The organism is Phyllobacterium pellucidum (genome assembly GCF_013327855.1).
GTDB classification, from domain to species: domain Bacteria; phylum Pseudomonadota; class Alphaproteobacteria; order Rhizobiales; family Rhizobiaceae; genus Phyllobacterium; species Phyllobacterium pellucidum.
The window spans coordinates 1-20,221 of record NZ_JABUMX010000004.1; the positions used below are offsets into that span (position 1 = coordinate 1).

Sequence of the window (20,221 nt, forward strand, 5' to 3'; positions counted from 1 at the left end):
GGCAAGGGTTACACCTTCCTGCTGCTTGAATTCCATGCTTCCTTGTTCCATTGCCGCGCGCCGCACTGGTGCATTCTCCCGTCTTTCCAGCACTAATCAAGATATTTTGGCAGCGCTACCAATTTCGATTGGCAGCGCTGCCAAAATGCAATACCGTGCCTGCGTGACGTGAGCCCAGGGAGGCATCGTGATGGTATCACTGCCGGACAATGCAAGCGCAGCATCGAAGATTGCGGTGATCGGCCTCGGTTCGATGGGCTTTGGCATGGCGCGATCGCTGAAACGCGCCGGCCTCGACGTCACCGGATACGACGTTGAATCCGCGGCCGTTCAACGTTTTGTTGCCGAAGGCGGGCTTGGCGCGCGCACCCTAGCGGAGGCGGTAAAGGATGCCGACATCGTCGTTTCAGTGGTGGTGAATGCGGTGCAAACCGAGTCGGTTCTGTTCGGGCCGGAAGGCGTTGGCCAGGCAATGCGGCCAGGGGCAGTTTTCGTCTCGTCGGCGACAATGGATCCGGCCGTTGCCCGCGGTCTGGCAAAGCGGGTCGAAGCGCTCGGCCTTCATTACCTCGACGCCCCGATCTCGGGCGGAGCAAGCAAGGCCGCGTCGGGTGAGCTGACCATCATGGCCTCTGGCTCGAAACAGGCTTTCGCCGCGGCGCGCCCTGCCCTCGATGCAATGGCCACAAAGGTCTACGAGCTCGGCGAGGAAGCAGGAACCGGCGCAGCATTCAAGATGATCAACCAGCTGCTCGCCGGGGTTCATATTGCCGCCGCATGTGAGGCCATCACATTCGCTGCCAAGCAGGGACTTGACCTTGGCAAGGTCTATGAGGTCATCACGGCATCTGCCGGCAACTCATGGATGTTCGAAAATCGCGTCCCGCATGTGCTTGCCGGCGATTATACCCCGCTCAGCGCCATCGAGATTTTCGTGAAGGATCTTGGTATCATCCAGGACATGGCTCGTGCGGAGCGCTATCCGGTACCGTTGGCGGCGGCGGCGCTGCAAATGTATCTCGCCGCCTCGGGTGCCGGCATGGGCCTTGACGACGACTCGTCCCTTGCCCGCCTTTACGCGCAGTTGTCGGGCGCCACCCTGCCGGCAGCGGCAAAGTAATTTCTACAGGATCGAACGCATGCCCGTATTTGCCGCCAACCTGACGATGATGTTCAATGAATGGCCGTTCCTCGATCGCTTCGATGCGGCAGCCGATGCAGGCTTCAGTGCAGTCGAATATCTTTTCCCCTACGACGCCGCGCCGGAAGCACTGGCCGAGCGGCTCGAGCGCAACAGGTTGCAACAGGCGCTGTTCAACCTGCCGCCGGGCGACTGGGCCGCGGGCGAACGCGGCATTGCTGCGCTGCCAGGACGGTTCGACGAGTTGCGTTCAGGCGTCGATCGCGCACTCGAATACGCCGCGGCGACGGGAGCAAAAAAACTGCATCTGATGGCGGGCATCGCCGATCCGGCCGACCCCGAAGCGCTATCACGCTATGGGCAATCCGTCACTTACACGGCTGAACGGCTGGCGGAAAAAGGCATCGATCTGATGCTCGAACCCATCAATGCGCGCAATATGCCCGGCTATTTCCTCAACGATTTCAACAACGCAGTTGCGATCATCAAGGAGCTCGAACTTCCAAACCTCAAACTGCAGTTCGACATTTACCACCGCCAGATCATGCATGGCGACGTAACGGTTGCACTGCGCGAGTTGATGGCGATAATCGGCCATATCCAGATCGCCAGCGTCCCGTCGCGCCACGAACCGGAGCGGGAGGAATTGAATTATCCCTGGCTGTTCGATGAAATCGACCGGTTGGGCTATCAAGGTTTCGTCGGCTGCGAGTACAACCCGCGCGGCGCCACCCTTGATGGACTAGGCTGGTTCAAACCCTATGCAAGGACCCTGCCATGACGGTGGTGCTGGGTTGCATCGCCGACGATTACACCGGAGCGTCGGACCTTGCCAACACGCTGACGAAGAATGGCCTGCGGACTGTTCAGACGGTCGGAATCCCTGATCCAGCACTCCATCTCCCTGATGTCGATGCCGTCGTGGTCGCATTGAAGATCCGCTCGGTCCCGGCGAGTGAAGCCATCGCTGCCGCAACGGCCGCCGATATATGGTTGCGCAGGCGCGGCGTGCGTCATGTCCTCTATAAAATCTGCTCGACGTTCGATTCAACGGCTGCCGGCAATATTGGACCGGTTACCGAAGCGCTCATCGGCTCGGATATGCAGACGGCTGTCTTGGTCACGCCGGCTTTTCCGGAGACGCGTCGCACCGTCTATCTCGGTCATCTTTTTGTCGGCCACCAGCCGCTGAACGAGAGCCCGCTCAAGGACCATCCACTCAATCCGATGCATGACGCCAATCTCGTGCGCGTGATGCAAGCGCAATCGCGCGGACCTGTCGGACTTGTCGATCTGCCAACCGTCGCAAAAGGTCCGGGTGCTGTGCGGGAAAAGCTGATGGCACTACGCGGCCGGGGCGTCACTATGGCGATCGCCGATGCGGTTTTCGAACGAGATCTTGAGATTCTTGGTGAAGTCGCACTGGAGAACAGTGTTTCAACCGGAGCGTCCGGCCTTGGCCTAGGCCTGGCACGCGCCTTGGTGCGCTCAGGCCAGTTACCGAAGCCCAAGGATGCCCAAGCAGAAGTGGCGGGTGATATTGGCGGTCTTGCTGCAGTCATTGCCGGCAGCTGCTCGGCGATGACGCTCAAGCAACTTGCATTCGCCGAGAAATCGATGCCGGTGCTGCGGCTCGATCCTGAGCGCCTGCTTGCCGGGCCGGAAGAAGTGGCGGCTGCAATTGCCTGGGCAGGCGATCGCATTCATGAAGGTCCGATTGTTATCGCAGCCAGCGCCGAGCCGGAGACGGTCGCGCGCTTGCAATCGCGCTATGGGCGCGAAGCATCGGGTCATGGCATCGAGGCGGCTACCTCGACCATTGCTGGCGAACTTGTCGCGCGCGGCGCACGCCGTCTCGTCATTGCCGGCGGTGAGACATCGGGAGCGGCTGTGGACAGGCTCGCCATTCCCGCCTTTCTGATCGGCCCCGAGATTGCGCCCGGCGTTCCGGTCCTGAAATCGATCGGCAACAAACAGGGCGACATGCTTCTCGCCCTGAAATCGGGGAATTTCGGCGGCGAGGATTTCTTCCCGGCTGCACTCGCCATGATGCGTTGATATAATTTGTCGACCGCTGTCGGCATCGCCCACACTCCGGCGTCCTTGGTGCGGATGGAAATTTTCCGGGAAGGATAGCGGAATGCGAAAAGTGATTGTCGGTGCTTTTGTCAGTCTCGATGGCGTGATGCAGGCGCCGGGCGGGCCCGAGGAGGACCCTGTTGGCGGGTTCGAATATGGCGGGTGGGTTGCCCCCTATTTCGACGAGAAAATGGGCGAGGCGGTGGGCGAAATGTTTGCGAAGCCCTTCGATCTCCTGCTCGGGCGCAAGACCTACGACATTTTCGCGGCCCATTGGCCCTATGCAGGTGCTGACGATCCCATCGGGCCACTCTTCGATCGCATCACCAAATTCGTCGCTACCCGTAACGCGGATTTCAAGCTTGAGTGGCAGAACAGCCAGAGTCTGGGTCCGGATGTTGTCGCCGCGGTCAAAAAGCTGAAGGCCGAGGAAGGGCCGGACCTCCTGACGCAGGGATCGAGCGACTTCCTGCAAACACTCTTCAAGCATGATCTCGTCGACGAAATGTACGTTTCGATATTTCCACTCATACTTGGCAAGGGCAAGCGGCTGTTTGGGTCAGGCGCCACCCCTGTTGCACTGAAACTCGTCAGTTCGAAAACGTCCGGAACCGGGACGACGATCAATAAATACATTCGCGACGGCGACGTCAGAACCGGTTCCTTCGAGTTCGATCAGCCAACGGAAGCCGAACTTCGACGTCGCAAAAACCTGACCTAGAATCTCCGCACGTCAGGCTACCTGCCCCCGGCATGCCCAGGCAACATTTGCAAAGGAACGCGGGCCATCCGGCCGGCCCGCCTCGTAGGCATCGCGCACTGCGGCATCGGTGCGCGCCCGGCCCGCCTTGTCCAGGGCTGCGACGTACTTGCCAAGCGGTCCCTCCCCTGCGGCAATCGGCGCCCAGTAGTCGTCGAAGTCGCGGTAGTCCATGCGGATCATGAGCTCTGTCTCGGTCACTTCCACAAGCCCCTGTTCGACGAACGTCTGCTTCAGTTCGCCGGGCTGCATCATCGGCTGAAAGCAATAGCGGCTGCGCAACTGGCGTCCGCTGTCGCTGAGCGCTGCCACGGTATCTATCATCATGCGCATGCCCGGCATTCCGCCGAGATGATCCCAGACGGTCGCTGCAACGACGCCCCCCGGACGCACCACGCGGCGCATTTCGGCCACCGCCTTTGCGGTTTCGGGTACGAAGTGCAGCACGAGAAGCGCCAGAGCACGGTCGAACGCGGCATCCTTGAAGGGTAAGGCACAAGCATCCGCCTGCTGGATATGGATACGAGGATCTTTATTGCGCCGGTTCGCTTCCGCCACAAAGACCTCGGAAAAATCAATTGCCGCTATCTCGCTGAGATTGGCGTTCCGGGCCAGCGCGAATGTCAGGCTGCCGGTTCCACAGCCAACGTCGAGAATCTTTTCCCCATCGGCCAGTCCCGCAAAGTCGATAAATTGAAGCGCAAGCTTCTGGCTCCAGCGGCCCATAAGCTGCTCATAGCCGGCTGCGTCATGCACGTTAAAACTTGATGTCATCGAAACCTCCCCAAGATGCGACCGGCAAATACCGGCCCGCATCAAGCGTTTTGGCGCTCCATCCGGACTTCTTCTTCCAGACTCTCCAGATCCCGATAAATCGTGACCGTGGCGAGCACCCGTCCGTTGCTTTTGTATTGAACTGCGCAGTCCTTCGCACTTATGTCGCCATCGATTGCGACGTCGTCCCAGCTTTCGGCGTGCCCTACATAGTTGATCGGGATGTCATAATGCTGGCTCCAGAAGAAAGGCACGGCTTCGAACTTTTGCTGCCGTCCCAGCATGTTGAGTGCAGCAACCTGTCCCTGACGTTCCGCTACCACCCAATGTTCAACACGGATGGCTTGACCGGTATGCGGATCGGGCCAGCGCGCGATGTCGCCTGCCGCATAAATCCCCGGGACAGTTGTCTCGAGATAGGTATCGACCACAACGCCGTTGTCGATGGCGAGGCCGGCCTGTTCGGCTAGAGCAAGGCGGGGTCGCACCCCGATGCCGGCGACGATAAGGTCTATCTCATGCAGTTCGCCGCTCTTCAGCCGGACTTTTGAACCCTCGATTGCAATGACCGCATCTTCAAGGTGGAATATAACCCCGTGCTCCTCATGAAGGGCCCGGATGAAGTCGCCTATCTCCGCGCCGAGTACCCGTTCCATCGGCCGTTTGGAAGGGGCGACAACATGGACCTCGATATCGCGTGCCCGGAGCGCTGCAGCAACCTCGAGTCCGATAAAACTGGAGCCTATAACGAGGGCGCGTCGGGCGTTCCCGGTGGCCGCAATGATTGCGCGGCTGTCGTCGAGCGTACGCAACGTGTGGACGTTGGGCTGATCGGCGCCGGGTATGGTCAAGCGTACTGGTTCGGCCCCCGTGGCCAGGAGCAGCCGATCATACGGCACCTTGTCGCCATCGGCGGTGATTACCTGCCTTACGGCAACGTCGATCGCAGTAACTTCCGTTTGCAAACGAAGGTCGATACCCGCCTTGCTGTAGTACTTGTCCGATCGCAACGGCAACCAGTCTTCCGGCGCGCTGCCAGCGAGATAATCCTTCGACAGATTCGGTCTATCGACCGGTACGGAAGTGTCAGCGCTCAGCATGACAATGCTGCCCTGATAATTCTGGCGCCGAAGCATTTCTGCCGCCGCAAAACCCGCACCGCCACCACCAATGATGACAACTCTCGCAGGCACGTCCTGTCCTGCGGGCTTTTCTTGCTTTTCCAGTTTGCTCTGAACAAAGAGCTTGCCGTCTCGTTGCTCAACTTTCCAACACGACAATGGGCTTAAAGCAGGCGCCCGGACGGCTTCCCCGCTGCGCAGGTCAAAACAGGCATGGTGCCACGGGCAGCGAACGGTACTTCCGTCTAGCAGCCCATCAACGAGCGGACCATGATAGTGGCTGCATTGTGCATCAATTGCGAATATTTCATCCCCGGTTCGCACCACGAGAATGTCCTTTTCCCCGACATGCCCGAGAAGCTTTCCTCCATCGAGGGCAATGACAGGAACACCCTGCGTCAGGTCGGGGCCGCTCGGGGACTGGTCTTGAGCCATGGGTGTCTCCTTCTTTAAAGAACATCAACTCCTTGAAAGCCAATGCCAATGGCCGGCACTTCGACAACTAAGCGCCCGGCGCAGCGACGGTGAAAATGCGCCCTGGCTGCGCGAAATGATGGTGACATTCCGGCGCTCGCTCAACGCCGCACTTCAGTCCAATCGGAAGCCTGCTTTGAGGACGACCTGAAAGCGGGCCACCTCGCCATCCTGAATGTGGCCACGGATCTGGTCGACTTCAAACCAGTCGAGTTGCCTCACGCTCTTGGATGCACGCGCGATGGCGTTCTTGATCGCTGAATCGACAGACTCCGTTGAACTGCCAACGAGTTCGATCTTCTTGTAGACGTGATCCTCACCCATAGGGTCCTCCTCTTGCGCTTTTCGTGTCGGCTTTCGGTACCTTCTTATTTCAAAGTACCGACATTCTGGGCCGACCGGGCGCAAATGTGAAGTTCATTCCGAGTGAAGGCCAATATCCTGTAGCCGGCACGCTATCACCTCGCCGAATGGCATGCTGATAGAGAACGCCGCCCCTGGATCAAGGCGCGCGTCTGGCCGAACACAAGCTCAGATATCCTTTGCGATACGCAAAGCGTCGTAGATCGCGGCGTGGGTATTTCGCGCTGCTACAGCATCACCGATGCGAAACAATTGGAAATTGCCCTGCGGATTGCGCATGACGCTCTGCGGTTCGCCAGCGAGAAGCTGGTCGTGCGAGACCTCCCCCAGATTGCTCGAGGCAGGCTTCAATTCAAAATAAAGCTCGTCAAGCGGAATGGTCCCGTGGTTTACGACGATCTGATCAACGGTGCGTTGCTTGGCGACACCGCCGTAGTCGCTACCGATATGAGCGATGATCTGGTTGCCGCTCTTCTCGGCCCGTTCCAGCCGATACGTCACGGTGAACGTCACGTCGAGCTTCTGAAGCGATCGCATATAAGGCACGAGGTTCATCGCCATGACTTCCGGCGCAAAGGAGCGGTCCGGGGTCATGACTTCTACTCTCGCACCTGCCTTGGCCAGGAACTCAGCGGCCTGGAGACCTGTATGGTCGCCGGCATCGTCAAAGATCAACACGTTCGAGCCGGGCTTTGCATCGCCAGCGATGATATCCCAGGCGGAAACGACCAGTTCATTGCCGCTGGAAAGAACCTCCGTATGCGGCATGCCCCCGGTTGCGATGATCACCACATCCGGTTTTTCGGCCGCTATTGTCTCGGCCTCCGCCCAGGTGTTGAAGCGGAAAATCACTCCGAGCTTTTCACACTGGCTCATTCGCCAGTCGATGATGCTGATCATTTCGCGGCGGCGCTCGCTTTGCGCGGTCAGCCGGACTTGGCCGCCCGGATCGTCGGCAGCCTCGAGCACGACAACCTCATGGCCACGCTCGCCGGCCACGCGCGCAGCTTCAAGACCAGCAGGACCCGCTCCGACAATAACGACCTTTTTGCGGACGTCCGCTCGCTTGACGATGTGCGGCATAGTCTCCTCACGCCCCGTCGCGGCGTTGTGGATGCAGAACGCCATTCCACCTTGGTAGATGCGGTCGAGACAATAGTTGGCGCCCACACAAGGGCGAATGTCGTCCTCGCGCTTCTCCATGATCTTTCGCACGATATGTGGATCGGTCATATGAGCTCGCGTCATGCCGACCATGTCGACCTTGCCCGCCGCGATCGCGTAACGGGCGGTCGCGACGTCCGGAATCTTCGCCGCGTGAAACACCGGAAAATTCGTGGCAGCGCGAATCTCGCCTGCAAAATCGAGATGCGGCGCGTTTGCCATGCCCTGAATAGGGATCACGTCGGTCAGGCCGGCGTCCGTATCGATATGACCGCGAATGACGTTCAGATAGTCGACAAGGCCACTTTCCTTGAGGCGTCTGGAGATTTCGAGGCCCTCGGCCTTTCCTGTCCCGCCGGGAAGACTCTCATCTGCAGTGTAGCGCACGCCAAGGATAAACTCGTCACCAACCCGTTCGCGCATTGCCTTGAACACGTCGAAACAAAAGCGGAGCCGATTGTCCAGCGAACCCCCATAGGGACCATCCAGCTCATTTGTGAGCGGTGAAGTGAACTGGTCGATAAGATGGCCGTAAGCCTCCAGTTCCACCCCGTCCATTCCGCCGGCCTTCATGCGTTCAGCGGCATCGGCAAAGTCCTTTATGATGCGCTCAATGTCCCAATCCTCCAATTTCTTCGGAAAGGCGCGGTGAGCCGCTTCACGGTGATGCGATGGCGCGACCACGGGCAGCCAATCGCCCTTGTCCCAGCGCGTCCGGCGCCCGAGATGGGTTAGCTGGATCATGATTGCCGCCCCCTCTTCGTGCACGGCATCGCTCATGCGCCTGATCCAGGGGACGATTTCATCCTTGTAGGCGAGGAGATTGTTGAACACCGGAGGACTGTCCCGCGACACCGCCGCTGAGCCTGCCGTCATGGTAAGTGCGATACCCCCTTTTGCTCTCTCAACCGTATAGGCGAGATACCGCTCCTTGGGCATGCCGTCTTCCGGATAGGCCGGCTCGTGCGAGGTCACGATGATGCGGTTGCGCAGCGTCAGATGCTTGAGCTGATAAGGCTGAAGAAGAGGATCGTCCGACATGAGCCGTCTCCAAACTGGATGTATCAACGCAGACGCTATGCCCAATGTACATATGTGTCAATATTCGAAACATCATCGTCCATTTTTACGACATAGCTGTACATTTTGGTTGTATGACAATTGTCATTTTGCTAGGATTCAGTTCATGGAGCAGTCAGTAAACGACAGCGGTTGGCGAGGATCCCAGGAAGGATGGCTGGACGCAGCCTATGCCTCACTTCTCGAGTCCGGCATCGACTCCGTGAAGATATTGCCACTGGCCAAGAAGCTCGGCCTTTCGCGCACCAGTTTCTACTGGTTCTTCAAGGACCGCGAGGAATTGCTTGCCGCGCTTGTCGCAAAGTGGCGCGAGAAAAATACCGGCAATATGGTCAAGCAGTCCGAGGCCTATGCCGAGTCGCTGGTTGAAGCGATGTTGAACGTCTTCGACTGCTGGATCAATTTCGACCTGTTCGATGCGAAATTCGAGTTCGCTGTCCGCAGTTGGGCATTGCAATCGCCGGAAATCCTGGCGGAGGTGCAATTGGCCGACCAGACGCGCCTCGAGGCCCTGAAGCAAATGTTCGTTCGTTTCGGCCATTCGGAAATAACCGCCGACGTGCGCGCTCGAACGACGTACCTGGTTCAGATCGGATACATCTCGATGCAGTCCGAAGAAGATCTCGGGACCCGCATGAAGCGCATTCCCGAGTACATCGCAATTTATACCGGCCAGGTGCCGCAGCAGAGGGAGCTTGACCGCTTTTTCGCAAGGCATGGCCATAAACCCGCATGACACTCTGGCGAAGCGAGCAGATAATTGGATTGGCAGGATTGGCGCGAACGATTGATCGATCCCAAACATGCGCGCCCCGCCAAGTTGGACAGCATCAGGCTATCGGTGAGGATGGGAGATAATCCCTGACAGTCGCCGGGCGGGCGTTCGCGGCAACCCGCTCAGAATTGAAGTCCGCACACAAAGGGAACGACAATGAAAAAACTACTTGCATCAACATGCCTGGTTTTTGGCCTGCTGGGTGGAGCCTCCTTTGCCAACGCAGCCGAATGCGGCAGCATCACAATCGCAAGCATGAATTGGCAGAGCGCCGAAGTGCTTTCAAATCTCGACAAGATCATCCTTAACGAAGGCTACGGTTGCCAGGCCGATATCACCATCGGTGATACAGTGCCGACAATCACGTCCATGGCGGAAAAAGGTCAGCCGGATATCGCCCCCGAAGCATGGGTCGATCTGCTCCCTGAAATCGTCAAGAAGGGAACGGACGAGGGTAAGATCGTAGCCGTCGGTTCGCCGCTTCCCGATGGCGGCAATCAGGGTTGGTGGATTCCGAAATACCTTGCCGAAGCCCACCCGGATATCAAGACCATACCGGACATGCTGAAGCATCCGGAACTGTTCCCCGATCCCGAGGACGCTTCAAAGGGGGCAATCTTCAACGGACCGTCCGGTTGGGGCGGCACACTCGTTACAACGCAGCTCTATAAGGCCTTTGACGCCGAGAAAGCGGGCTTCAGGCTCGTTGATACTGGCTCGGCAGCTGGTCTCGATGGCGCCATCGCCAAGGCCTATGAGCGCAAGCAGGGTTGGGTAGGTTACTACTGGGCGCCGACCGCTTTGCTCGGCAAATACCCGATGGTGAAGCTCGAGCCAGGCGCTCCGGCTGACCCGGCGGAGTGGAAGCGCTGCAACACGGTCGCAGATTGCCCGGACCCCAAGCCGAATGCATGGCCGATTGACAAAATTGTTACCCTGCTGGCCAAGCCCTTCTCGGAAAAGGTTGATCCGGCAGTATTGGATTATCTCAAGAAGCGCTCCTGGAGCAACGAGACGGTCAACAAGCTCATGGCCTGGATGACCGATAATCAGGCGACTGGCGAAGATGGCGCCAAGCACTTCCTGAAGGAAAACAAGGACATGTGGACCAAGTGGGTCTCGCCGGAGGCCGCCAAGAAAATCGAAGCTTCCCTCTAACATCTACAGGAGTGCGGTGCGCCAAGGCTCACCGCACTTTGTTTGCTGCCCGACTCAGATGACTATTAAGCTGCTTTGTCCGTGCACAGGGCCCAGAATGCAAAGAGAGGGTTGTCGAGGGACCGCATGGCGTGCTTGATGTTCGGCACATTGTAGAACGAGCCGCCAATTCCGGGCGAAAACCACTCACCCTCGCCCTGCCTGAACTCACCCTCCGAAAGTACGAGATAAACCTCCTCGGGTGAATGGTCATGGTCCGGGTAGCGCACATTCGGCGCCAACAAGGTAGCGCCGAGCCAGATATCGGTGCGTTGTTCGAGCCCGCCAGGACCAAGAATCATCGCATTTGCATGGCCATCGACAAAATTGTCGCTCGCAGTCTTGTTGCTGGAACGGCGACGCCATTCGACAGACGGCTCGATCTGCCTGAACCGATCGACAAGTCGGGCCAGGGACGCGTGCCCGGCCTCGACGCCAAGTGCGCTGTCCAGATTGGAGCAAGCGGGCAACCTGCTTCCCGCGCGCGACGCCGGCGTCCCGGGTATATCAAGTGCTGAGAATAACTTCTGGATCGATTGGCGCGACTCCGGCCCTTGCGCAAACTCATTGAAAGCTGTGAACGCGGCATCGACGAACGACTGGAGAGCTTCGTTGCGGCCCTTCATTGCATTACCCCTCTTCAAGCGCAGCAAGCCGCAGCTACCGGTCCACGACAAGGTCGGTCAGCGGCTTTGAACAGCATGGCAAGAACATGCCGGCATCAATTTCGCGCTGCCGGATCCCGCCGCCATGTTGCATGTCGACCTTGCCGCTGACCAGCTTGGACTTGCACGTTCCACAAATTCCGCTTGCGCAGGAAGAAGGGAGCCGGACGCCGGATTTCTTTGCCGCGGACAATATCGATTGGCTTGCAGAAACCTCGATTGCCTTTGCCTGCCGCGCAAATGTCACCTTGAATTTCGGGACGATAGCCTCGCCAGGGCTTTCCGCAGCAACTGCAATGTCATCGGGCACAGGATCGAAGCTTTCCTCGAGGTACCGCGTCGGATCTGCGCCAAGTTCACCCAATATTCCGCGGACGGCCGCCATGAATGGCGCGGGTCCGCAGCACATGGTGAAGCGCGCCGCAAGATCCGGCACGGCGGAACCGAGATATTCTTTCGACAGTCTGCCAACGGCACCTACAAATCCGGGCTTGCTACCCATCCTCTCCGGCAGAAGGATCAATCGAAAATTCCGCATCGTCCGGGCGCGGAATTCGAGCTCGTCGTGGAAGATGAAATCCTGCGGCGTTCTTCCCGCATGCAGAAAAACGATGTCGGGAAACACATGCGCGTCGTCGTAGGCCCGCACAATTGACATCAACGGCGTGATGCCGGAGCCGCCTGACAGGAACAGATACTTGCCTTCCGACTCAGTCGGCACCCTAAAGTTGCCCACCGGACCTTGCGCCTGAATTTCCATTCCCGGAGCAAGATTGTCGTGCAGCCAATTCGAGACAAGGCCGCCTTCGACTCGCTTCACGGTGATTGAAATTGATCTAGGCCGCAACGGCGAGGACGATATGCTGTAGCAACGACGTTCAACGATCCCGTCGGTTTCAACTTCGAAGCTGAAATACTGCCCGGCGCTGAAATTGAAGTAACGCCTCTCGCTGCACACAAAGGTGAACGTTTTTACATCATGAGTTTCGTCGCGGATATCAGCGCAGGTCATCCTTTGGTTGAGCGCTGGATCCCAGTAAAGACCGTCCTGGCTGCACGATAGTGGAGACAGCATATTCAGTATCCGTTCTCACGCATCTGATCGACATACCAAGTGGCAAAGTTATCGAGCTGCTGTTCGGTGAACCTGGAGTAAGGGCCAGGTTCGTAGGCCGGATCGAGAACACCGGAATGCGCCCGGGCAACCAGTTCCGCATCCTGTTCAGTTGTCGCGACCCACACGCTGGTCAGCTTCTCGATATCGTAATCCACGCCTTCGACGGCATCCTTGTGAACGATCCACTTTGTTCTGACCATCGTGGTATCGGGGCTCAACGGAATTATTATCGAGATCACCGCATGGTCGCCCATGAAATGATGCCAGCAATTGTGGCCCCATAGATGCGTATCCCCTAGATCCTTCCGTGTCATGGACCCTAGAAGTTTATTTGAAGCCGCAGTTGCATCAGGTGTCTGGGATTCTCCGGCGCCGGCAATGATCAGGCGCTGCGTTCGAAAGTTCGTGGTGCAATTCACAACGCCTTCAACGACCGCCGATTTGTGCCCCTCTTCCTCCCAGATACGAGTGCGCTCCTCATAAAGCGCCTGATGTTCTTCGGCTTCGGCCCGGTCCTCCTCGCTCAAACTTGCCGGGTCAAACCCGAAATCGAGGTCGATGAAGGAGACGCAAAGCTCAGGATGATTGGCCGAGCAATGGTAGCACTCGCGATTGTTTTCGATCGTCAGTTTCCAGTTGCCGCGTTCGATGACCTCTGACTGGTATGCCACCTTGGCATTGCCGATGTCGTAGGGCGCCAGTCTTTCTTCCATTGTGTCGGCAAGGCGCTGCACATCGGCGGGCGGGTTGTCGGATAGACAAACATAAATCAGCCCGCCGATTGATTTGAAGTGTACGGGCTTGAGGTTGTGACATGAGCGGTCAAAATCGGAACCCATGTGCGGGGCGTGAATGAGCTCGCCTGTCAGTTCGTAAGTCCACTGGTGATAGGGACAGACGAGTTTTGAAATCACGGTCGATCCCGCGTCGAGAAGGCGGGAGCCCCTGTGCCTGCAGACATTGTGCACGACCTGAATCTCGTTGTCGTCATCGCGCAGAAGAATGACGCTGGTCTGTCCGACATCGATGACTTGAGCGTCGCCCGGTTCAGGCACGTCGCACTCGAGCCCGACACAGATCCAATGGCGACGGAAGAAAACGTCCATGTCGGCTTCAAAAATATCCTGACGGGCATAGAACTCGGCGGGCAGCGAATATCCCGCGCGACGGCTGTCCAGCAGCGTCGAAATTTCAGTGCGCGTCTGAAGCATGGTCGATCTCTCCTGGTTTTGAAAATAATCTTCTTGATCAACACAACCTTCAACGGCAGAAATACTCATAATTCGCTTGAGAAAATATCATGCAAAGCCGACACTGGCTGATGATTGGCGTGTCGTTTCAACAGGTGCCCTTTGGCTGGCTTTCGAAAGAACGTTCCTTCTTTGAATGCATTGGTCGCCCTTGAGGCGGCGTCCCGGCATAAAAGCATCACGCTCGCAGCGGCTGAACTCGGCGTGACGCAGTCTGCGGTCAGCAGGCAAATAAGCTCGCTCGAAACGGACCTTGGAACCAAGCTGTTCGTGCGCAAGCACAGATCCATAGAGCCGACACCCAATTGCCTCATGCTGGCTTCGTCGCTCGCCAACAGCTTTTCGGCGATCAGCGAAAGCGTCGACCTTATAAGATCAAGCAATCGCACCGAGACAGTCACGATCGGCGCCACACTTGCTTTCTCCACACTCTGGCTTCTGCCCCGGCTGAGTGAATTTCGACAGCGGTTTCCCTCGGTACAGATGCGCGTGGTTTCGCAGGATGCCCGTATTCAACTTGAATCCGGCGAAGTCGATGTGGCTATCCGCTTTGGAATTCCGCCATTCGAAGATGCGGAAGTGATTGCTTCGAGGCCCGATACGATTTTTCCTGTCTGCTCGCCCGAATATGCAATGCGCCTCGAAAATCCCGCGCACTTCTACGATTCGAACGCCGACCTCATTGCAAACGATGTCTCCGAAAGAACCTGGTACTCCTGGGGCGACTGGTTCTCGCGTGCTGATATCAAGGCGCATGTTCCAAAACCGAGCCTGCGATTCAATCATTACGCGGACGCTTTGCAGGCCGCGCGGGCCGGACAGGGAATCATGCTTGGATGGAACGTCCTAGTGAATGGTTTTCTGCAAGACGGATCGCTCGTTCGCCTGGGCGATCTCGTTGTCACACCCGAAGGACGGTACAATGTGCTCGTCCCGAAACGAGCCAAGCGTATGCCAATTCGCGAGATCGCGGCTGAATGGATTGCAAGCAATCTGTGAGTAGGGATTTCAGTTCTCAATAGGCACCTGCGTATAGGTGCCATGCAGGTTGCGGATCGATTTTCTCAAACTCCCCTGGCTAGAGATACCTTCGGGTAGCGTTCGCAAATTTTACCGTTGCGTTACTTACGTTTTCCTTCGATGGGAGTATCGTTCAAGCCAGTCGCAACGGGCAAGCAAGGGCGTTCGCCATGGTTCGGACACTGTTAGCCGTGTTAGCAATTGTACTCTCCGTAGGATCGGCTCCGGCGAAAGACTTCTCCGCTGACGACCTGAATGCCCGGGTAATCGAGCGCCGCGCCTTCGAGGCGGTCGTCTGGGGCATGCCCGCAGTCAACTACGATCTCATGTACCAGCAGATGCTGAAGCTGGGCGGCAAGCCAAACCAGATCGTCTATTGGTCCGGTCTATTCGACTGGCAAAACCAGACGCTGACGCCAAATCCCGACGTTATCTACCTCATGGCTTTTTTCAACACCAAGGACGGCCCCGTGGTGATAGAGATTCCGCCGGCAGATACCGGCGTCATCAATGGCAGCATCATGGACCCATGGCAGGCTGCACTCGAGGATGTGGGACCAGCTGGCGTCGACAAGGGTGCGGGAGGAAAGTATCTGATCTTGCCACCGGGCTACACGGCCGCCGTTCCGGAAGGCTATATTCCGCTCTCATCAGGCAATTACCAAGGCTATGCCCTGCTGCGGTCCATCCCCAAATCCGGCAATAGGCCAGACGTCGATGCTGCAGTTGCCTATGGCAAGCGCATCAAGCTCTATCCTTTCAGCCAGGCGTCCAACCCGCCGGATACAGTTTTTGTCGACGCCCTTGGCAAGGTCTATGATTCTACCATTCCATACGATCTGCGCTTCTTCCAGGCGCTCGACCGCTTCGTGCAGAGCGAGCCATGGCTCGTCCGCGACAAGGCCATGATCGACCAGCTGAAATCGCTCGGCATCGAAAAGGGCAAGGCCTTCCAGCCGAACCAGGCCACACAGGACATCTTGGCAGCAGCGGCCATCGAAGCACATGCATGGCTGGACTTGCAGTATGAAACCACCTTCCCTCCTTACTATGACGAACGCCAGTGGGTTTTTCCGATTTCACCCGATGCGGTCCAAGGTCTGCAGACCCAGTATGCAGACCCGGACAGCTATGCAGTTGATGGCCGCGGCGTCACCTATACGATGGCATTTTTCAGCACCAAGCATGCGGGGGTTGGACAGTTCTATCTGATGACGATCAAGGACAAGGACGGCGCGCCGCTTGACGGCTCCAGCACCTATCGTTTCACCATCCCTGCGCATCCTCCGGTCAAGCAATATTGGTCCGCCACGGTCTACGACCGCGCCACTCACGCCCTCATTCGCGAACAGAAAATACTTAGCCGGTCCTCACTAAGCCCCGGTTTGGCAGCGAACGCGGATGGCTCAGTAGAGGTGTTTTTCGGCCCCACCGCTCCGCAAGGGAAGGACACGAACTGGGTGCCGACTGACCCGACCGGAAAGTTCGAGGTCCTCTTCCGTTTCTATGGCCCGGAGAAACCCCTGTTCGACAAGACATGGATACTCAACGATCTTGAAAAGATGAAGTGAGGGAGGCAGCAGGCGACTTTTTATAAGTCCACGCGGACTGCGGCGGGCAGCGAAGGAGGAAAGTATGGGCACGGGAGCAACGTCGGACAGTGATCGGAACGTAACGCGCGGGTCCTGCCATTGCGGCGCTGTCCGATGGGAGTTTCGCTGCGAGATCCCCGATGCGACCATATGCAACTGCACTGCATGCCGACGCTACGGCGTATTGTGGGCCTATGACTATGATGGCGGGGCGATCCATATCGAAGACCCAACCGGCGCCCTCACCGCCTATGTTGGTGCGACGCGCTCACTGATATTCAATTTCTGCAGACATTGCGGCAATCTCGTCAGCTGGCGCGGCCTGCAAGCCAACGACAAAGGCCAGACCAGAATCGCGATCAACCTGCGGCTCGCCGAGCCGGATGAGGTGGCCCGGATCCCGCTCCAGCGCATTGATGGGCTCCATAGTTTCGAGGATCTGGAACGCGACGGGCGCACGGTCGCGGAGGTGTGGTTCTGAACATCCGTAACCGCTACGAGCCTGAATTCAAGTCAGGAACATCGCGGCGAACAGCAGGGCAACGATGGCAATCGCGCCGACCCGCAATTTCCAGTTGGCTGTGCGTGCCCGTTTCGGGGGTTCCTGGTCGGCGGGTGGCCGATCATCGACCTCGGCCTGGTAAGCCAGGAAGGCAACCACCGCAATCGCCAGGATCAAGGTAAGGTCATGCATCTCTTAAACTCTCCGAAATCAATCTCGCGACCGAGGAGAACCCTGAGGCAGCACAGGAGACCAGCGTTTGCCAGTCTCCGGCACGATCACAATTATGGCGCCTTTAGCCCGTCGAGCGCGAGGTTGAGGGCCAGCACATTCACCACCGGTTCGCCCATGAAGCCAAGTTCGCGACCCTCGACTTGCCGGTCCACCAGCTGACGCAGGCTAGCCTCGTCCATTCCCCGTGCCTTGGCGACACGCGGCACCTGGAAATAGGCCGCTTCCGGCGAGATGTGAGGGTCGAGCCCGCTTCCGGAGGTCGTCACCAGATCCATCGGTACTGCCGCATCAGCATTGGTTTCCTTGAGCGCCGCAGCATCGGCCTTGATCCGCTCGATCAGCTTCGGATTGGTCGGGCCGAGGTTGGAGCCGCTGGAAGCGGCAGCGTTATAGCCGTCGCCGGCCGCCGAGGGCCTGCCGTGGAAGTATTGTTCGCCTGTAAAGGCCTGACCGATCAATTCGGAGCCGACGACAGTGCCACCCTTTTCGATCAGGCTTCCATTGGCCTGACGCGGGAAGATCGCTTGGGCGAGACCTGTCATGCCGAGCGGGTAGATGAGGCCGGTGATGACGGTCAGCGCCACGATCATGACCAGCGCGGGTTTGAGTTGTTTCAACATTGGAATGATCCTTATGCAAGGCCGAGGCTGGTTATGATCACGTCGATGGCCTTGATGCCAACGAAGGGAACGATCACGCCGCCAAGGCCATAGATGAGAAGATTGCGCCGCAAGAGCGAGGCGGCGCCGACCGCCCGGTATTTGACGCCCTTCAGCGACAGCGGGATGAGCGCGACGATGATCAGAGCATTGAAGATGATCGCCGAAAGGATCGCACTCTGCGGCGTCTGCAGGCCCATGATATTGAGCGCGCCGAGTTGCGGATAGAAGGCAAGGAACATCGCCGGAATAATGGCGAAGTATTTGGCGATGTCGTTGGCGATCGAAAACGTCGTCAGCGCGCCGCGGGTCATCAGCAACTGCTTGCCGATGCCGACGATTTCGATGAGCTTGGTCGGATCGCTGTCGAGATCGACCATGTTGCCGGCCTCGCGAGCGGCGACGGTGCCAGTGTTCATCGCCACGCCGACATCCGCCTGCGCCAGAGCCGGAGCATCGTTGGTGCCGTCGCCGCACATGGCAACGAGCTTGCCCTTCGCCTGTTCATCACGGATGAGGGTCAGCTTGTTCTCCGGGGTTGCCTGCGCGAGGAAATCATCGACGCCGGCTTCAGCAGCGATGGCAGCAGCGGTCAACGGGTTGTCGCCGGTGATCATCACAGTACGGATGCCCATGCGCCGCAATTCGGCAAAACGCTCGCGGATGCCGCCCTTGACGATATCCTTGAGGTGAACGATGCCGAGCAGCCTGCCGTCGCGCGCGACGGCAAGCGGGGTCCCGCCGGCCTTGGCGATACGGTCGGCGATAGACTGCAGATCGCGGACGACGTCGGCGCCAAGTCGCGGCACGATCGTCGCCACATTGCCGCCGACAGCTGCAACTGCAGCTACGGTCGACTGGTCGACATAGGCGAGCACGGCATCAACTGCACCCTTGCGGATCGAGGAGCCGTCAATATCGACGCCGCTCATGCGGCTTTGCGCCGTGAACGGCACGAAATCGGCGTGCAAGGTCTGCATGTCGCGGGCACGGATACCGTATTTCTCCTTGGCGAGGATGACGATCGAGCGGCCTTCCGGCGTCTCGTCTGCAAGCGATGCGAGTTGCGCGGCGTCGGCAAGTTCTTCTTCGGACACGCCCTTGACCGGGTGCAGTTCGGTTGCCTGCCGGTTGCCGAAGGTAATGGTGCCGGTCTTGTCCAGAAGCAGCGTATCGACGTCGCCCGCCGCCTCGACAGCACGCCCCGACATGGCGAGGACATTGAAGCGGACAAGGCGGTCCATGCCGGCGATACCGATAGCAGAAAGCAACGCGCCGATCGTCGTTGGTATGAGCGTCACGAACAGCGCGACAAGCACCACCACCGGAATGGCACCGCCGGCATAGGAGGCAAAGCTCGGTATGGTCGCAGTTGCGAGGACAAAGATCAGCGTCATGCCGGCAAGAAGGATATTGAGCGCGATCTCGTTCGGGGTCTTCTGGCGTTCGGCGCCTTCGACAAGCGCGATCATCCGGTCGAGAAAGGTCGAGCCCGCCGCAGCGGTAATGCGCACCCTCAGCCAGTCTGACAGCACCTGCGTGCCGCCGGTGACGGCGGAACGGTCGCCGCCGGACTCGCGGATGACCGGGGCCGACTCGCCGGTGATCGCAGATTCGTTCACCGAGGCGACCCCCTCGATGACTTCGCCGTCGGAAGGTATGATATCGCCGGCCTCGACGAGGACGAGATCGCCGACTTTAAGGCTCGAGCCGGGCACCAATTTGAACTTGGTGTCCTTTTCGCTCGAAAGTAGCTTGGCCTGGGTTTCGGTCCGGGCCTTGCGGAGCGAATCCGCCTGCGCCTTGCCGCGCCCTTCCGCGACGGCCTCGGCAAAATTGGCAAAGAGCACCGTGAACCAGAGCCAGAGGATGATCTGGAAGGTGAAGCCGAGGCTTTCGCTGCCAGATGCAAGATCTTTAAGAAAGAGAACCGTGGTCAAAGCCGAGACGACGGCAACAACGAACATCACCGGGTTGCGGGCAAGGCTGCGCGGGTCGAGCTTCTTGAAGGCGCCGCCTATGGCCGGCAGCAGGATGGACGAGTCGATGAGACTCGGAGATTTGGACTGGCTCATGAGAGACTCCAGCTGTGAAGATGAATGAGGGCATATGCAGCGAGCCAGATCAGCATCGTCATCAGCGTCATGCCGAGAATGATGTCCGAGGCGCGCACGCGCTTGGCAGCACCCCGCGCCAGTTTCTTGGCGCGGGTCTGCGGGTTGAATTGCAAGTAACCGTGACGCATGGCGGGCTC

20 protein-coding genes are annotated in these 20,221 nt (G+C 58.5%); 9 read left to right on the forward strand and 11 right to left on the reverse strand.

The features are described 5' to 3' along the window. Positions 1-190 precede the first annotated feature (190 nt). The 4 genes from ltnD (at position 191) to HQ945_RS16570 (ending at position 3,941) form a co-directional block, all read left to right on the forward strand. Entirely contained in the window at positions 191-1,120 is a 930-nt protein-coding gene (gene ltnD / locus HQ945_RS16555; RefSeq protein ID WP_113281242.1) for an L-threonate dehydrogenase, read from the forward strand. Between the two features lie 19 nt (positions 1,121-1,139). Then, complete coding sequence (gene otnI / locus HQ945_RS16560; RefSeq protein WP_091923132.1) at positions 1,140-1,922, forward strand: 2-oxo-tetronate isomerase; 783 nt, start codon at positions 1,140-1,142, stop codon at positions 1,920-1,922. After that, positions 1,919-3,199 carry a 3-oxo-tetronate kinase gene (gene otnK, locus HQ945_RS16565; RefSeq protein WP_174208299.1) on the forward strand — a complete coding sequence of 427 codons (1,281 nt, stop codon included), beginning with the start codon at positions 1,919-1,921 and terminating at the stop codon, positions 3,197-3,199. The genes otnI and otnK overlap by 4 nt, the downstream gene beginning before the upstream one ends. Positions 3,200-3,281: 82 nt before the next feature. Then, positions 3,282-3,941 (forward strand): dihydrofolate reductase family protein, encoded by a 660-nt coding sequence (locus HQ945_RS16570; RefSeq protein WP_113281243.1) that lies wholly within the window; start codon positions 3,282-3,284, stop codon positions 3,939-3,941. Between the two features lie 12 nt (positions 3,942-3,953). On the opposite strand, the gene HQ945_RS16575 is transcribed toward HQ945_RS16570, so the two are convergent. From HQ945_RS16575 to HQ945_RS16590, 4 genes are all read right to left on the reverse strand, one after another. Continuing rightward, positions 3,954-4,754 (reverse strand): class I SAM-dependent methyltransferase, encoded by an 801-nt coding sequence (locus tag HQ945_RS16575; protein ID WP_113281411.1) that lies wholly within the window; start codon positions 4,752-4,754, stop codon positions 3,954-3,956. Positions 4,755-4,795: 41 nt separating this feature from the next. Beyond that, the gene (locus tag HQ945_RS16580) at positions 4,796-6,310 is read right to left on the reverse strand and encodes an FAD-dependent oxidoreductase (RefSeq protein WP_113281244.1); all 1,515 of its coding nucleotides are present in this window, start codon (positions 6,308-6,310) and stop codon (positions 4,796-4,798) included. Positions 6,311-6,463: 153 nt separating this feature from the next. Then, a complete protein-coding gene (locus tag HQ945_RS16585) occupies positions 6,464-6,673 on the reverse strand; it encodes a dodecin (RefSeq protein WP_027232053.1) in 210 nt (69 codons plus the stop codon). Between the two features lie 207 nt (positions 6,674-6,880). Further along, on the reverse strand, positions 6,881-8,917 hold the full coding sequence (locus tag HQ945_RS16590; protein ID WP_027232054.1) for an NADH:flavin oxidoreductase: 2,037 nt from the start codon (positions 8,915-8,917) through the stop codon (positions 6,881-6,883). Between the two features lie 145 nt (positions 8,918-9,062). Between HQ945_RS16590 and HQ945_RS16595 the strand changes: the two genes are divergently transcribed. Next, positions 9,063-9,692, forward strand: a complete 630-nt coding sequence (locus HQ945_RS16595; RefSeq protein ID WP_027232055.1) for a TetR/AcrR family transcriptional regulator — start codon at positions 9,063-9,065, stop codon at positions 9,690-9,692. 195 nt (positions 9,693-9,887) lie between these two features. Then, on the forward strand, positions 9,888-10,889 hold the full coding sequence (locus HQ945_RS16600) for an ABC transporter substrate-binding protein (protein WP_027232056.1): 1,002 nt from the start codon (positions 9,888-9,890) through the stop codon (positions 10,887-10,889). Between the two features lie 65 nt (positions 10,890-10,954). Here HQ945_RS16600 and HQ945_RS16605 read toward each other — a convergent pair whose 3' ends face one another. Genes HQ945_RS16605 through HQ945_RS16615 form a run of 3 tightly spaced genes read right to left on the reverse strand, consistent with a single transcriptional unit; the run spans position 10,955 to position 13,921 of the window. Then, positions 10,955-11,554 carry a dimethylsulfoniopropionate lyase gene (locus tag HQ945_RS16605; protein WP_027232057.1) on the reverse strand — a complete coding sequence of 200 codons (600 nt, stop codon included), beginning with the start codon at positions 11,552-11,554 and terminating at the stop codon, positions 10,955-10,957. Positions 11,555-11,588: 34 nt separating this feature from the next. Next, on the reverse strand, positions 11,589-12,668 hold the full coding sequence (locus tag HQ945_RS16610; RefSeq protein ID WP_113281245.1) for an FAD-binding oxidoreductase: 1,080 nt from the start codon (positions 12,666-12,668) through the stop codon (positions 11,589-11,591). Between the two features lie 2 nt (positions 12,669-12,670). After that, a complete protein-coding gene (locus HQ945_RS16615; RefSeq protein ID WP_113281246.1) occupies positions 12,671-13,921 on the reverse strand; it encodes an aromatic ring-hydroxylating oxygenase subunit alpha in 1,251 nt (416 codons plus the stop codon). Positions 13,922-14,062: 141 nt separating this feature from the next. On the opposite strand from HQ945_RS16615, the gene HQ945_RS16620 reads away from it, so the two are divergent. The 3 genes from HQ945_RS16620 (at position 14,063) to HQ945_RS16630 (ending at position 17,053) form a co-directional block, all read left to right on the forward strand. Then, positions 14,063-14,959 (forward strand): LysR substrate-binding domain-containing protein, encoded by an 897-nt coding sequence (locus HQ945_RS16620; protein WP_027232060.1) that lies wholly within the window; start codon positions 14,063-14,065, stop codon positions 14,957-14,959. Positions 14,960-15,171: 212 nt separating this feature from the next. Beyond that, positions 15,172-16,551, forward strand: a complete 1,380-nt coding sequence (locus tag HQ945_RS16625) for a DUF1214 domain-containing protein (RefSeq protein ID WP_343051249.1) — start codon at positions 15,172-15,174, stop codon at positions 16,549-16,551. A gap of 64 nt (positions 16,552-16,615) precedes the next feature. Continuing rightward, positions 16,616-17,053 (forward strand): GFA family protein, encoded by a 438-nt coding sequence (locus HQ945_RS16630; protein ID WP_113281248.1) that lies wholly within the window; start codon positions 16,616-16,618, stop codon positions 17,051-17,053. A 27-nt stretch (positions 17,054-17,080) separates the two neighbouring features. On the opposite strand, the gene HQ945_RS16635 is transcribed toward HQ945_RS16630, so the two are convergent. From HQ945_RS16635 to HQ945_RS16650, 4 genes are all read right to left on the reverse strand, one after another. Then, complete coding sequence (locus HQ945_RS16635; protein ID WP_091923151.1) at positions 17,081-17,266, reverse strand: hypothetical protein; 186 nt, start codon at positions 17,264-17,266, stop codon at positions 17,081-17,083. 92 nt (positions 17,267-17,358) lie between these two features. Then, positions 17,359-17,928 (reverse strand): potassium-transporting ATPase subunit KdpC, encoded by a 570-nt coding sequence (gene kdpC, locus HQ945_RS16640; protein WP_113281249.1) that lies wholly within the window; start codon positions 17,926-17,928, stop codon positions 17,359-17,361. 11 nt (positions 17,929-17,939) lie between these two features. After that, complete coding sequence (kdpB, locus tag HQ945_RS16645) at positions 17,940-20,042, reverse strand: potassium-transporting ATPase subunit KdpB (protein WP_174208300.1); 2,103 nt, start codon at positions 20,040-20,042, stop codon at positions 17,940-17,942. Then, complete coding sequence (locus tag HQ945_RS16650; RefSeq protein WP_153669709.1) at positions 20,039-20,212, reverse strand: hypothetical protein; 174 nt, start codon at positions 20,210-20,212, stop codon at positions 20,039-20,041. Before HQ945_RS16650 ends, kdpB begins: the two co-directional genes overlap by 4 nt. Positions 20,213-20,221 lie beyond the last annotated feature (9 nt).